The following is a 13,647-nucleotide window of genomic DNA, read 5'->3' on the forward strand; positions in this document are numbered from 1 at the left end:
CACGGGGCGTTGCACGACCATGATAGACGTCATCGACAATGCCGCGGCGCATCGCTTCGAACTTCCTGTCGATGGCGGAACCGCCTTCGCCGCCTATCGGCGCGAGGGCGATACGATCGTCTTCACGCATACCGAAGTGCCGCCGGCGCTAGAGGGGCAGGGCATCGGGAGCAGCCTGATCGCTGGGGCGCTGGCCCAGGCGCGCGCACGCGGCCTGAAGGTCGTGCCGGCCTGCGCCTTCGTCGCCGCTTATGTGCGCCGGCATCCGGAGGCGGCGGAGCTCGCCTAGAGTTTGATCCACGTGTGTGGAAGCGGTACCGCGCCGATCCAGCGTTGCTGGATCGGCGCACTAGGGCCTATTCCGCCGCCATGTCCTGCGCCCGGCGTTCCTGCGCCTGCCGTGCCCACATCTCCGCATAGAGCCCGTTCCGGCGTAGCAGTTCGGCGTGCGTGCCCATTTCCGCGACGCGGCCGCCATCGAGCACGACGATGCGATCCGCATGGACGATCGTCGACAGGCGATGCGCGATCACGATCGTCGTACGCCCCTGCTCGATCGCCTCCAGCGTTCCGAGAATCTCGTCCTCCGTGCGGCTGTCGAGCGCGCTCGTCGCTTCGTCGAGGATCAGGATCGGCGGGTTCTTGAGCAGGGTCCGGGCGATCGCGACGCGCTGCTTCTCGCCGCCGGACAGCTTGAGGCCGCGCTCCCCGACGCGGGTGGCATAGCCGTCGGGCTGGCGGTCGATGAAGCCGGCGATGGCGGCGCCGCGCGCGGCGGCGGCGACGTCGGTCTCGCTGGCGCCCTCGCGGCCGTAGGCGATGTTGTAGCCGATCGTCTCGTTGAACAGCACCGTGTCCTGCGGCACGATGCCGATCGCCGCGCGTAAGGAGGCCTGGGTCACGCCGCGGATATCCTGGCCGTCGATCGTGATGCTGCCCTCGCCGACGTCGTAGAAGCGGTAGAGCAGCCGCGCGAGCGTCGACTTGCCCGCGCCGGACGGTCCCACCACCGCGACGGTCGCCCCCGCGGGCACGTCGAGGTCGAGGCCGTTCAGGATGGTCCGGTCGGGATCATAGCCGAAGCGCACGCCTGCGAACCGCACATGTCCCTTGGTCACCACCAGGGGTGCGGCATCCGGTGCGTCTACGACGTCGGCGGGGGTGTCGATCAGCTCGAACATCGCCGCCATGTCGATCACGCCCTGGCGGATCGTGCGGTAGACCATGCCGAGCAGGTCGAGCGGCCGGAACAGCTGGCTGAGCAGGGTGGAGACGAGCACGACGTCGCCCGACGATGCCTGACCCTGCCACCAGCGCCATGCGACGAACGCCATGCCGGCGCCCATCATCAGGTTGGTGATCAAGGCCTGGCCGATGTTGAGCCAGGCGAGGCTGTTCTCCGACTTGGTGGCGGCCTGCGCATAGGCACTGATCGCGGCGTCGTAGCGGCGCGCCTCGCGCTCCTCCGCGCCGAAATATTTCACCGTTTCGAAATTGAGCAGCGAATCGACCGCATGCGCGACCGCGCCGGTGTCGAGATCGTTCATCCGCGCGCGCAGGGCGTTGCGCCAGTCGGTGACCAGCCGCGTGAAGACGATGTAGCCCGCGACCATCACCACCGTCGCGACGACGAGCTGCCAGCCGAAGCTCTTGCCGAAGATGCCCAGGACGAGGGCAAGCTCGAGGATCGTCGGCGCGATGTTGAACAGGATGAAATAGAGCATCGTATCGATGCTCTTGGTGCCGCGCTCGACGACCTTGGTGACCGCGCCGGTGCGCCGCTCCAGATGGAAGCGCAGCGACAGGCCGTGCAGATGGCGGAAGACGGCGGCCGCCAGCCGGCGCGTCGCGTCCTGGCCGACGCGCTCGAACACCGCGTTGCGCAGATTGTCGAACAGCGTCGTGCCGAACCGCGCCGCGGCATAGCCGCAGACGAGAAGCACGATCAGCGTGATCGCGCCGCGATCGCCCGCCGACAGGCGATCGACCGCATATTTCAACGAATAGGAGACGCCGAAGACCTGGACGAACTTGCTGACCACGACGAGCATCATCGCCCCGACGATGCGCGCCCTCAGCCCCGGCTGGCCGACGGGCCAGAGGTAGGGGAGGAAGCGGCGGAGCGTGGGGAGCAGCGGCTGGTCGGCGCGCGTCTGGACGGTGGGATCGGGCGGCATCGCCACGACATGTAGGGGCCCGAGCCCGCCCACGGAAGCGCACCGGGAACATAACAAGCCTCTCGCTGGTTTTTCCCAACGAGTGGAGGCGGTTATGCAGGCTGTATTCTACGTCATGGCAATCATGGGCTGCGGCGACGGCAACGTCCAGTGCAGCGAGGCACGGGTCGTCCCGGTGCAATATCATTCCATGGCGGAATGCCGCGCCGCATTGCCGGTCCAGCTGTCCCGCAACACGGACATCGATTTTCCGGAGATCAGCGCGCTCTGCCGCTCGGCCAGCGCACAGATGGCCAAGGCCGACACCAGGCCGGCGCGCTCCTGACCAACCCTCCTCGCGATCTGCCGCCGAAGCAAAAGCGCGACGTCAGCGGGGCCGCAGCCACAATCCCGGCGGCCGCGGGGTGTCCGGGATGTCCTTGCGTCGTGCTGCCTCGCCCTTGGCCCGCACCATGAACGCGAGCTTGTCCGCCGTCGAGGTCGTGACCCGCGCATCCCACGCGGCCGCGCCGCGTGACGCGACCGTTCGGCCGATCGCGCCATAGATGTGTGCCGCCGCGAGGACAGCCCATGCCGACCGGCGCGACAGCGCGCGGGTGCCGACGCGCGCGCTCGCCTCGAAGGCGGCGGCCGCGTCGGTCATCCGCCGCGCCATCGCTACCAGCGCGGGGCGATGCTCGGGCGCCATGTAGCGATCCGCCGGCACGCGCAATTCGTCCAGCCAATCCTGCGGCAGGTAGCATCGCCCTGCCTCGGCGTCCTCGGCGAGGTCGCGCGCGATATTGGCGAGCTGGAAGGCAAGGCCGAGATCGCAGGCGCGGTCGAGCACCGCGTCGTCATCCGGCGACACGCCCATGATCACCGCCATCATGCAGCCGACGACGCCGGCGACGTGATAACAATAGCGGTACAGGTCGTCCTCGGAACGGGGTCGCCAGCCGTCCCCGTCGAGGCGGAAGCCCGCGATCAGGTCGTGCGCGAAGCCTGGCGGCAGCCGCGTCTCCGCCGCCACGATGCGAAGCGCGTCGAAGGCGGGAATGCCGATCGTTTCGCCCGCCAGTGCCGCGTCCGTCAGCGTCGCCATCGCGGCGATCCGGCGCGGTGCGTCGTCGATCGCGGTCATGCCATGGCCGTGGTCCTGACCGTCGGCGATGTCGTCGCAGGCGCGGCACCAGGCGTAGAGCAGCCAGGCCCGCTCGCGTGTCGGACGATCGAACAACAGGCTGGCGGCGGCGAAACTCTTCGACCCGCGTGCGATCGACTCACGCGCCGTCGCGACGATGGCGTCGCGGCTGGGGCCGCCGGCGGAGCTCAAAGGTCGCTGTGGCTCATGCGCACGATCGGCTGGGTCGGGACGTGCGCGGCCATGCCGTCGAGCAGGGCTTCGAGCGTGTCGCCGACGATCAGCAGGTCGCGGTGCTGCGGGCGCAGGAAGCCGACCTCCGCCATCTTTTCCCAGAAGGCAATGAGGTGATCGTAATAGCCCGTGGTGTTGAGCAGCCCGACGGGCTTGGCATGGTAGCCGAGTTGCGCCCAGCTCAGCGCCTCCCACAGTTCGTCCATCGTCCCGGTGCCGCCGGGGATGGTGACGAAGCCGTCGGACAGGTCGGTGAACGCCTGCTTGCGCTGGTGCATGCCGGTGACGACATGCAGTTCGGTCAGGCCGCGATGCGCGACCTCGGCGTCGACCAGCGCCTGGGGGATGATGCCGATCACCTCGCCGCCCGCGGCCAGTGCGCCGTCGGCGACCGCGCCCATCAGACCGAGCCTTCCACCGCCATAGACGACGCCGATGCCGCGGTCGGCCAGGGTCGCGCCGACGGCGCGTGCGGTGTCGATGTAGAGCGGGTCGGCGGGGGTGGCGGAGCCGCAGTAGATGGCGAGGCGCTTCATGGCTGCGGCGCTAGGCCATGGGACGGCAGGGGGCAAGCGGCCGGTGGCCCGATCGCTGGCACGGATATCTGGCTCCCGTCACAGGCCGCGTGCCTAGGATTGCCCGACTGCCCGTATCGCCAGGGCACGCCTCGCGGAACAGAAGCGTCACGGGCTCCGGCTAGGGCTTGGGTTGCCACAATTCGATCTTCGTCCCGTCCGGATCGACGATCCACGCGAACTTGCCGCTGGGATCGTCGTCGTCGCGCTTCAGGATGGGAACATTCTTCGCCTTCAGCCGGTCGAGGAAGGCGGCAAGATCGTCGACGGCGAAATTCAGCATGAACTCCCGCTTCGACGGCTCCATATAGGCGGATCCGTGCTTGAGGACGTTGAACGTCAGCACCGGGGGATGACCGGGTGCGTCATAGCGCAACATCGCGCCGCCCCAGGCCTCGACCCTGATGCCCAGGACGTCGCGGTACCAGGCCATCAATGCCTTGGGGTCCTTGCTTCGGATGAAGATCCCGCCGACGCCAGTGATCCTGCCCTGCGGTTCCGCAGAGGCGGTCACGGGCGCCAGAGCGGCGACGAGGAAGAGAGCAAGCGATAGCTCGGGACGAATGGGCACGGCATCGGCTCCCCCGCATTGGTGGCTGGATGCTATGGCGGGGCCGAGAAGCTGGCAAGCCGGCCGCTGCCCCCTCCCGCATTCAATCGTGGGTCTGCACGTCCCAGGTCGCGTGGTCGATGCCGTGGTGCGCGGCGAGATGCGCGACGATCGCGTCGAGATCGGCGTCGATCGCGGCGGTGCTGACGAGCGTGGCGACGATGTCAACATGCTCCGCCGTCCGCTCGACGAGGTCGGTGTCCGCGACGGGGTAGCGCATCAATTCCAGATGATCGACCAGCAGGTCGCGCACGGCGGGCGCGCGGTCCGGATCGGTGCTGACCGTTACCGAATAGGTCGCCTCGAGGACGCCGCCGACCAGCGGGATGCGGTTGATCGCGTTGACGACGGGACGCAGCAGCGTGTTGCCCGCGACCACGAAGACGGTCAGCGTCGCCGCCTCCGCGAGCATGTCGGTCCCCGCCGCCGCGCCGACCGCGGCGGAGCACCAGAGCGTGGCGGCGGTGTTGAGGCCGCGCACGTTCATTCCCTCCTTCATGATCACGCCCGCGCCCAGGAAGCCGATGCCGGAGACGACATAGGCGATGACGCGGATCGCCTCCGCATTGCCGGCGAGCCGCTGGGCGAGATCGACGAAGGCGGCGGCGCCGAGCGCGACGAGCGCGTTGGTGCGCAGCCCCGCATTGCGCTGGCGATATTGCCGTTCCGCCCCGATCAGCGCGCCGAGAATCAACGCCGCGGCATAGCTGACCAGCGTGTCGAGATAGGCGTGGAGGTCGAACGTCTGGGTGAAATGCATCTGGGCCGCCCCGGCAGAACCGCGGCGGCCCTATAGCGGGGCGGCGCTAGCCGGTCACCCCTCCAGCATCAGGGCGGCGGTCGCCTTGGCACTGCCGACGACACCCGGGATGCCCGCACCCGGATGCGTGCCCGCGCCGACGAAATAGAGGTTCGGAATGGCATCGTCGCGATTGTGGACGCGGAAATAGGCGCTCTGGGTCAGGATCGGCTCGAGGCTGAAGGCGGATCCCATATGCGCGTTGAGATCCTGCGCGAAATCCTTGGGCGCGTAGCTGAACTTGGTGACGATCCGCTCGTGGATGTCGGGGATCAGGCGCCGGCCGACCTCGTCCAAGATGCGCTTTTCCAGGATCGGCCCGATCTCGTCCCAGTCGACCGGGAACTTGCCCATGTGCGGCACGGGTGCGAGTGCGTAGAAGGTCGAATGCCCCTCCGGCGCGAGCGCGGGGTCGGTGACGGTCGGGTGGTGGAGGTAAAGCGAGAAATCCTCCGCCAGCACGCCGTGGTCGTATATGTCCTCGAGCAGCCCCTTATAGCGCGGCCCGAACAGGATCATGTGGTGCGGGATGCCCGGCCAGGTGCCCTTGATGCCGAAATGGACGACGAACAGCGACGGCGAATAGCGCTTGCGCTCCAGCCGTCCGCGCGTGCGCTGGGCGCTGCGCGAGCCGGACAGGAGATCGCGATAGGCATGCATGATGTCGCCGTTGCATGCCACCGCATCGGCGTCGCTGCGCCAGCCGCTGGCGCAGGCGACGCCGGTCGCGCGGTCGCCCAAAGTCTCGATCTGTACGACCGGATCGCCCAGGCGGAGCGTGCCGCCGATCCGCTCGAAATGCGCGACCATGCCGGCGACCAGCCGGTTGGTGCCTCCGCGCGCGAACCAGACGCCGCCGTCGCGCTCGAGCTTGTGGATGAGCGCGTAGATCGCGCTGGTCGTCATCGGATTGCCGCCGACGAGCAGCGTATGGAAGCTGAGCGCCTGGCGCAGTCGTTCGTCCGCGACGAACTTCGACACGATGGAATAGACTGAGCGCCACGCCTGGTATTTCGCCAGCGCCGGCGCCGCCTTCACCATCGAGGCGAAGTCGAGGAAGGCGACATGGCCGAGCTTCTCATAGCCTTCGTGGTAGACGCCCGCCGCATAGTCGAGGAAATGCGCATAGCCCGACACGTCGGCGGGGTTGAGGCGCGCGATCTCCTGCCGCAACGCGACGTCGTCGTTCGAATAGTCGAAGTTGGTGCCGTCAGGCCAGTTGAGCCGGTAGAAGGGGGTCACGGGCTCCAGCGTCACGTCGTCGGCGATGTCGCGGCCGGTTAGCGCCCAGAGTTCCGCGAGGCAGGCGGGATCGGTGATCACCGTCGGGCCGGCGTCAAAGGTGAAGCCGTCCTTCTCCCAATAATAGGCACGGCCGCCGGGCTTGTCGCGTGCCTCGACGATCGTGGTCTCGACCCCGGCGGATTGCAGGCGGATGGCAAGCGCGAGGCCGCCGAAGCCTGCTCCGACGACGATGGCGCGGCGCGGCTTGGCCATCAGCGGCCTCCCGCCAGCGCGCGCACCGCCCGCGCGATCGGCACCGGCGGCTTCCCGATAAGTACCCTGGCCTTGTCCGTCATCGTCGATCGTCCCGCATAGAATCGGCCTATAAGTCCCGCATCGAGGCGGTAGAAGCGCTCCAGCACACGGTAGCGTTCCTGGGGTTCGGCAGCCTTGAACAGCATGGCGTCGAGCATGCGGTAGAAGCCGCGCCCGCGCCAGAGGGCCTTGGCATGATCGTGCGTCGTCGCGTGCAGCGCGGGGCCAGACAGATCGCGGCGCGTCGCGATCATCGCCGCGGTCCGCACCGCATCGGGCAGCGAATAGCCGGTGGTCGGATGGAACAGGCCGGCACGCATGCCGACCTTCGCCACGCCCGTGCCGCTGGACCGCCAATAAGCGTCGAAATCGCCGCCGATCGCGACGGGCAGCACGCCCGTTTCCTCATGGCCGTCGTCGGTGTCGCCGTGCCAGCCGTGCGCGGTGGCATAGGCGCTGATCCGGTCGCGGATCGACGGCACGTCGAGGTCGGGCGTATCGCTGTAATAGGTATCCTCGACGAACATCCGCGTCGGCGAGAAGGGCAGGCAATAGACGAAGCGGTAGCCATCGATCTGGGGCACGGTGGCGTCCATCACCACGGGACGTTCCACATCGTGCGGTTCGGCGAGGGACAGCGTGCGTCCCACGAACTTCTGCCAGCCGAGATCGAGGCGTGACAGGTCGCCGGGGCCGCGCGCGTCGATGACGCCGCGCGCCTCCACCCGGTCGCCATCGCCGAGCACGACCGCAGTCGCGGAACAGGCGAGCACGCGCCGCCCGGTCATCAGCGCATGCGCGGGGAGCCGTTCGCGCACGACCGCGTCGAGCCGGGCGCTGGTGAGCGAGTAATAGGTCTCGTCGAGCGTGCGAGCATGCGCGGGGAAAGCGATGTCATAGCCGCGCCAGGCGTGGACGACGAGCGGCGCGAGCAGCCAGCGATCCTCGGCCGCGACATCGCTGCCGAAGAAGGACCAGACGTGGTTGCCGCCCAGCGTGTCCGCTTCCTCGACGATTCGCACGTCGAGCGTCGGATGCCTGGCCGCCAGCGCGAGCGCGACCAGCGACCCCGCCAGCCCGCCGCCGACGACCGCCACGTCGCAAGGGATCGTCCTACCCATCGCCGATCCGCCTAACGCAAGATGCGCTGGCCGAGAACCGTCTTATCGCGCGTCATCGTCGCGGCCATCGGCATGGACGGCAAGCCAGGCCGGGCCCAGGCCGCAGGTGTCCCCGTCATGCCGAAATGGTTGGGTATGACAGGCGGCTCTGGCCGCCGAGCGGGTGACGGCGCCTGTCCGCTGTGGGCCAGGGTTCCGCAGGCGCTCGACAGGGCGGCAATGCCGACGCATCTTCGGTGACATGCTTCCCGCCGTGCTCCCTGTCATGCTCCATGCCCCCATGCTGTCGACCGACCGTCTGGTGCTCGATCGCCACCGCCCCGACGATCTCGACGCGCTTGCCGCCCTATGGGCCGATCCGGCGGTCTACGGCCCGATCGGGGTCGCCGCGCGATCGCGGGAGGAGGTATGGATACGCCTGCTGCGGCATGTCGGCATGTGGGCGACGTTCGGCTATGGATCGTGGGTAGTGCGCGCGAGCCGCGACGGGCCGGCGGTCGGCGAACTGGGCCTGATCGAGGCGCGACGCGCGCTCGATCCGCCACTGACCCTGCCGGAGATGGGCTGGATGATCGCACCCGACCTGCACGGACGCGGGTTCGCGGGCGAGGCGATGGGCGCGGCGCTCGCCTGGAGCGACGCGAACGGCATCGCGCGCACGACCTGCATCATCGGCACCGACAACGCGCCGTCGCTGCGACTCGCGGCGCGGCTCGGCTATCGGCCGCTGCGCGAGTCGCCCTATCACGGCAAGACGGTGGCCGTGCTCGAACGATGACGCGGCGCCCACCTCGCCGCGGCGCGATCTGACGCTGGGCGCGGCGGGGCGCGATCTTGCCGACCCATGCGACGGACGGAGGCGACTTTTACGCCCCGATCGGCTAGACGGCGCGACGCAATGGTGCTGCTTCTCCTCTCCGCGCTGGCGATGACGGCGATCGTCGGCGTCCGCTACCTCATCGTCTCGGGCGCCTTCGCGGCGGCGACGCGGGTACGGCATCCCGGCCTCTATCGCGGGCTGGACGCGCAGATGCGGCGCGAGATCGGCTGGAGCCTCGCCTCCGCCGCCATCTATGGCATTCCCGCCGGCGTGCTGGCCTGGGGATGGCAGCATCATGGCTGGACGCGCGTCTACGCGGACGTGCATGCCTATCCGATCTGGTACCTGCCGGTGTCGGTGCTGCTCTACCTGTTCCTGCACGACAGCTGGTTCTACTGGACGCACCGCTGGATGCACCGGCCGGCGGTGTTCCGCGTCGCCCATGCGGTCCATCACGACAGCCGCCCGCCGACCGCCTGGGCAGCCATGGCCTTCCACCCGATCGAGGCGGTGACGGGTGCTGTGGCCATTCCGCTACTGGTCCTCGCAATTCCGATCCATGTCAGTGCTTTGGGTTTCGTGCTCACGGTGATGACGGTAATGGGGGTAACCAATCACATGGGTTGGGAAATCTTTCCCAAGTTCATGTGGCATGGGCGGCTGGGGGGCTGGCTCATCACCGCAAGTCATCATCAGCGCCACCATGAGCAATATGGGTGCAATTATGGTCTCTATTTCCGCTTCTGGGATCGTCTGTGCGGCACGGACCGCGGCATCGGCGATTTCGCGCGGGCGCATGCGAAGGCAGCGCGGCGCGGCGGCGCTGGGACTGTCGGCGGCGTCGGTGCTGCTGCTCGGCGCGACACCGGTCGCGCGGCTTGACGTCGCGGTCGACCAGGTACGGTCTGCGAAGGGCATGCTGCGCGTCTGCCTGACCGCCGATCCGGACAATTTCCCCGCCTGCGTCGACGATGCCGACGCGGTGACGCGCTCGATCCCGGCCGGGACGCATGCGCTGTCGTTCGCGGGACTGCCGCACGGTACCTATGCCATCGCGGTGATCCACGACGAGAACAACAACGCGAAGCTCGATACCTTCGCCGGCATCCCGCGCGAGGGCTTCGGCTTTTCGCGCAATCCGCCGATCCGCTTCGGCGCGCCGCGCTTCACGGCGGCGCGCTTCGCGCTTCAGGGTGATGCAGATCGGCAACAGATTCGCATGCGCTACATCCTCTGACCGCAAGGGCCGGATCGTTTCGCGTAAACGGGGCGTTGCGGGACCGTAACAGGTTGGAGCCAGGTTCGTGTCCCGTAAGCTTTCCGCGCCGCTGGCGTTTTCGCTCGCCCTGATCGCCGCGCCCGCGGCGGCGCAGGTCGCCACTCCCGACGCCGGCGGCACGCAGAAGCCGGCTGCCGATATGAACACCGGTGGCGACAGCATCACCGTCGGCTTGGGCGCCGCCTACCTGCCCGACTATGAAGGGTCGGAACACTATAGCTTCACCCCCGCGCCCGGCGCGATCGGCACGGTGAAGGGGCACGATTTCGTACTGGCAGGCAATCGCGTCAGCTTCGACCTGGTCCCCAATCGCAACGACAATGGCATCGAACTGCAGGCGGGGCCGATCGCGGTGCTCAACCTCAATCGTGCCAGCCTGCGCGGTATCGACGATCCACGCGTGCGCGCGCTGGGCAAGGTCGGCACCGCGGTCGAGCTCGGCGGCTACGTCGGCGTCGGCAAGACGGGCATCGTCACCAGCCCCTACGACCGCTTGTCCGTGTCCGTCAGCTATCGCCACGACGTCGCGGGCGTGCACGACAGCGGCATCTGGCAGCCGTCGGTCAATTATTTCACGCCGCTCAGCCTCAAGGCCGCCGTCGGTCTGTTCGCGACGGCGGAACATGCCGACAGCGGCTATGCGCGCAGCTATTTCGGCGTCACCCCGGCGCAGAGCGTGCGCAGCGGCTTCGTCGCGTATCGCCCGCGCGGCGGGTGGAAGGACTGGTCGATCGGCGGGCTCGGCACCTATGCGCTGACCGGCAACCTGCTGCACGGCTTCAAGCTGGTCGGCGGGGTCACCTATGGCCGGATGCTGGGCGACTTCGCCGACAGCCCGCTGGTGAGCGTCGCGGGATCGAAGACGCAGTGGCTGGGCGCCCTGGGCGTCGCCTATACCTTCTGACGGCGGTGCGGCGCTCTCCCCCGTGCCGGCCGGATGGCCTGCCCGGACGGGTCTCAAGGTGCCGCGCCAAAACGCGGATTTGCCGTGCTTTCGCTTGACGCGCGGCCTGTGATGCGGAACGGCTGACGGCCCATGCGGGGCCCGGCCTCGCGCGTGAAGGGGAGATCCCGAGTATGACCGACAGCCTGGATGTGACCGCGGCGCTGGACGCGCGCGCGCTGCGGCGCAACGATCGCCGCGCTTTCTTCAAATCGGCGCTGGGCGCGGTCGCGGTGGGCGCCGCGGGTGCCGCGACGCTGGGGCTGGCCGGCGAGGCCGCAGCGCAAACCGCGACGGTCACCGACGCCGACGTGCTTAACTTCGCGCTCAACCTCGAATATCTCGAGGCGCAATTCTACAGCTTCGCGGCGAACGGCGTCGGCCTGTCCAACAGCTTGCTGACCGGCACCGGCACGCAGGGCGCGGTATTGGGCGGTAGCGCGGTTAACTTCGGCGGCGACGCCACCGTCAGCGCCAGCGACGCGGCGATCATCGGTAACTTCGCGCGCGAAATCGCGGCCGACGAGGCGGCGCACGTCGCCTTCCTGCGCTCGGCGCTCGGCAGTTCGGCGATCGCGCAGCCGACCATCGACCTGTCGGCCTCGCCGACCAGTGCCTTTTCGAAGGCGGCCGCGGCCGCCGGTCTCATCGCGACCGGCGCGGTCTTCGATCCCTTCGCCAGCGTGCAGAATTTCCTCTACGCGGCCTTCCTGTTCGAGGATGTCGGCGTCACCGCCTACAAGGGCGCCTCGACGCTGCTGACCAGCAAGACCTATCTCGAGGCGGCGGCCGGCATCCTGGCGACAGAGGCCTATCACGCGGCGATCGTGCGCGAGGAACTGTATCGCCTCGGCCTCGGCAATGCGGCGATCATCACCCAGGTCGGCCAGCTCAGCGATGCGCGCGACGCGCTCGACGGCCAGACCGACATCGACCAGGGCATCGCCGAGACCTCAACCACGATCACCAACGCCGATGCGTCGACCACGTCGGTTCAGGTCGCTCACATCGTGCCAGCCGACGCCAATGCGATCGCCTACAGCCGCACGCCGGGGCAGGTGCTCAACATCGCCTATCTGACCAGCGCGCAGGCTACATCGGGCGGCTTCTTCCCGAACGGCGTCAACGGCAACGTCAAGCAAAGCGCGGCCAGCGCGGCTTCGGCCTGATCCAGCGGAGTATCGTCCCATGACCGATTTTTCGAGCCATCAGGTCGTCGATGCGATCGCCGCGCGTCGCGCCGAACGCCGGACCTTCCTGCGTTATGCCGGCGGCGCCGCGGCCGCGAGCGGCGGCCTGGCGCTGCTGTCCGCGTGCGGCGGCAGCAACACCGGCAACACACCCGCGCCGTCGCCGAGCGCCTCTGCGACCGACCTGACCGCGGATTTTAACGTCCTCAACTTCGCGCTCAACCTCGAATATCTCGAGGCGCAGTTCTACAGCTATGCCGCTTACGGCACCGGCCTGTCGGCGGGGCTGACCGGCGGCGTCGGCACGCTCGGCACCGTCACTGGCGGTCAGAAGGCGACGCTGAGCGACACGGTCACCAAATATGCGCGTGAGATCGCGGCCGACGAGGCGGCGCACGTCGGCTTCCTGCGCGCGACGATCGGCTCGTCGGCGATCGCGATGCCCGCGATCAACATCGGCGGCGATGCGAACGGCGCGTTCACCGCGGCGGCGCTCGCGGCCGGCCTGATCCAGCAGGGTCAGACGTTCAATCCCTATGCCAGCGACGTCAATTTCCTGCTCGCCGCCTTCCTGCTCGAGGACGTCGGGGTCAGCGCCTACAAGGGCGCGGCGCCGCTGCTGCAGACCAAGGTCTATATCGAGGCGGCGGCAGGCATCCTGGCGACGGAGGCCTATCATGCCGGCCTGATCCGCACGTTGCTCTATCGCCAGGGGGTGTCGACCAACACGATCTTCGCGCAGGTCCAGCAGCTCAGCGACGCGCGCGACAGCCTCGACGGGTTGCCCGACATCGACCAGGGCATCGGCAATGCGACGACGTCGAACATCGTGCCGACCGACAGCAACGGCATCGTGTTCAGCCGCTCGACGGGGCAGGTGCTCAACATCGCCTATCTCAACAAGTCGCAGGTCAAGTCGGGCGGTTTCTTCCCGAGCGGGGTGAACGGCACGATCTTCAACTCGGCCAGCAACGGCTGACGCGCGACCCCTTGGCATTGTCACGGGCCGTTCCCCTTGCGGGAGCGGCCCTTTTCATTTGGCGTCCGAGGATAAGGCGCGTAGACAGGCGCAACCCCGGGGGAGCGCTGATCCTGCGCTTGAGAGGGAGGCCGGAGCCTCCGACCCGCCGAACCTGATCCGGCTGACACCGGCGTAGGGAGGGCGTCGCTGCCAGAAGTGCCGGTCCCATCGGTCGGCGTGCATGCGAGCCGCTCCTTGCGATAGCAAGGAGATGCG

15 protein-coding genes and 1 riboswitch are annotated in these 13,647 nt (G+C 68.4%); of the genes, 8 read left to right on the forward strand and 7 right to left on the reverse strand.

From position 1 onward, the window contains the following. The first annotated feature begins 19 nt into the window (after positions 1 to 19). On the forward strand, positions 20 to 289 hold the full coding sequence (locus RF701_RS12065) for a GNAT family N-acetyltransferase (RefSeq protein ID WP_210357384.1): 270 nt from the start codon (positions 20 to 22) through the stop codon (positions 287 to 289). A gap of 67 nt (positions 290 to 356) precedes the next feature. On the opposite strand, the gene RF701_RS12070 is transcribed toward RF701_RS12065, so the two are convergent. Then, on the reverse strand, positions 357 to 2,177 hold the full coding sequence (locus RF701_RS12070) for an ABC transporter ATP-binding protein/permease (protein ID WP_308815083.1): 1,821 nt from the start codon (positions 2,175 to 2,177) through the stop codon (positions 357 to 359). 94 nt (positions 2,178 to 2,271) lie between these two features. On the opposite strand from RF701_RS12070, the gene RF701_RS12075 reads away from it, so the two are divergent. Beyond that, positions 2,272 to 2,502 carry a hypothetical protein gene (locus RF701_RS12075; RefSeq protein ID WP_203308973.1) on the forward strand — a complete coding sequence of 77 codons (231 nt, stop codon included), beginning with the start codon at positions 2,272 to 2,274 and terminating at the stop codon, positions 2,500 to 2,502. Between the two features lie 42 nt (positions 2,503 to 2,544). Here RF701_RS12075 and RF701_RS12080 read toward each other — a convergent pair whose 3' ends face one another. The 6 genes from RF701_RS12080 to crtY form a co-directional block, all read right to left on the reverse strand. Then, the gene (locus RF701_RS12080) at positions 2,545 to 3,492 is read right to left on the reverse strand and encodes a phytoene/squalene synthase family protein (RefSeq protein ID WP_308815084.1); all 948 of its coding nucleotides are present in this window, start codon (positions 3,490 to 3,492) and stop codon (positions 2,545 to 2,547) included. After that, positions 3,489 to 4,070: a TIGR00730 family Rossman fold protein gene (locus RF701_RS12085; RefSeq protein ID WP_210357380.1), complete on the reverse strand. Its 582-nt coding sequence runs from the start codon at positions 4,068 to 4,070 to the stop codon at positions 3,489 to 3,491. Before RF701_RS12085 ends, RF701_RS12080 begins: the two co-directional genes overlap by 4 nt. A gap of 160 nt (positions 4,071 to 4,230) precedes the next feature. Further along, on the reverse strand, positions 4,231 to 4,680 hold the full coding sequence (locus RF701_RS12090) for a VOC family protein (RefSeq protein ID WP_308815085.1): 450 nt from the start codon (positions 4,678 to 4,680) through the stop codon (positions 4,231 to 4,233). An 82-nt stretch (positions 4,681 to 4,762) separates the two neighbouring features. Beyond that, positions 4,763 to 5,479, reverse strand: coding sequence for an MgtC/SapB family protein (locus RF701_RS12095; RefSeq protein ID WP_210357379.1), 717 nt, complete (start codon positions 5,477 to 5,479; stop codon positions 4,763 to 4,765). Between the two features lie 54 nt (positions 5,480 to 5,533). After that, a complete protein-coding gene (locus RF701_RS12100; RefSeq protein ID WP_203308969.1) occupies positions 5,534 to 7,015 on the reverse strand; it encodes a phytoene desaturase in 1,482 nt (493 codons plus the stop codon). Further along, positions 7,015 to 8,178: a lycopene beta-cyclase CrtY gene (gene crtY, locus RF701_RS12105; protein ID WP_210357378.1), complete on the reverse strand. Its 1,164-nt coding sequence runs from the start codon at positions 8,176 to 8,178 to the stop codon at positions 7,015 to 7,017. The genes RF701_RS12100 and crtY overlap by 1 nt, the downstream gene beginning before the upstream one ends. A gap of 265 nt (positions 8,179 to 8,443) precedes the next feature. Between crtY and RF701_RS12110 the strand changes: the two genes are divergently transcribed. The 6 genes from RF701_RS12110 to RF701_RS12135 all read left to right on the forward strand — a co-directional run bounded on the left by RF701_RS12110 (position 8,444) and on the right by RF701_RS12135 (position 13,389). Continuing rightward, positions 8,444 to 8,956 (forward strand): GNAT family N-acetyltransferase, encoded by a 513-nt coding sequence (locus tag RF701_RS12110; RefSeq protein ID WP_308815086.1) that lies wholly within the window; start codon positions 8,444 to 8,446, stop codon positions 8,954 to 8,956. Between the two features lie 120 nt (positions 8,957 to 9,076). Beyond that, complete coding sequence (locus RF701_RS12115) at positions 9,077 to 9,880, forward strand: sterol desaturase family protein (RefSeq protein WP_308815087.1); 804 nt, start codon at positions 9,077 to 9,079, stop codon at positions 9,878 to 9,880. Further along, positions 9,849 to 10,235 carry a DUF2141 domain-containing protein gene (locus RF701_RS12120; protein WP_246848130.1) on the forward strand — a complete coding sequence of 129 codons (387 nt, stop codon included), beginning with the start codon at positions 9,849 to 9,851 and terminating at the stop codon, positions 10,233 to 10,235. The genes RF701_RS12115 and RF701_RS12120 overlap by 32 nt, the downstream gene beginning before the upstream one ends. A gap of 67 nt (positions 10,236 to 10,302) precedes the next feature. Continuing rightward, on the forward strand, positions 10,303 to 11,181 hold the full coding sequence (locus tag RF701_RS12125; protein WP_308815088.1) for a MipA/OmpV family protein: 879 nt from the start codon (positions 10,303 to 10,305) through the stop codon (positions 11,179 to 11,181). 173 nt (positions 11,182 to 11,354) lie between these two features. Then, positions 11,355 to 12,389 (forward strand): ferritin-like domain-containing protein, encoded by a 1,035-nt coding sequence (locus RF701_RS12130; protein WP_308815089.1) that lies wholly within the window; start codon positions 11,355 to 11,357, stop codon positions 12,387 to 12,389. Positions 12,390 to 12,408: 19 nt separating this feature from the next. After that, the gene (locus tag RF701_RS12135) at positions 12,409 to 13,389 is read left to right on the forward strand and encodes a ferritin-like domain-containing protein (protein ID WP_308815090.1); all 981 of its coding nucleotides are present in this window, start codon (positions 12,409 to 12,411) and stop codon (positions 13,387 to 13,389) included. Between the two features lie 88 nt (positions 13,390 to 13,477). After that, positions 13,478 to 13,588: riboswitch (TPP riboswitch) on the forward strand. Positions 13,589 to 13,647 lie beyond the last annotated feature (59 nt).

This window comes from Sphingomonas sp. GV3 (assembly GCF_031082075.1).
GTDB classification, from domain to species: domain Bacteria; phylum Pseudomonadota; class Alphaproteobacteria; order Sphingomonadales; family Sphingomonadaceae; genus Sphingomonas; species Sphingomonas beigongshangi.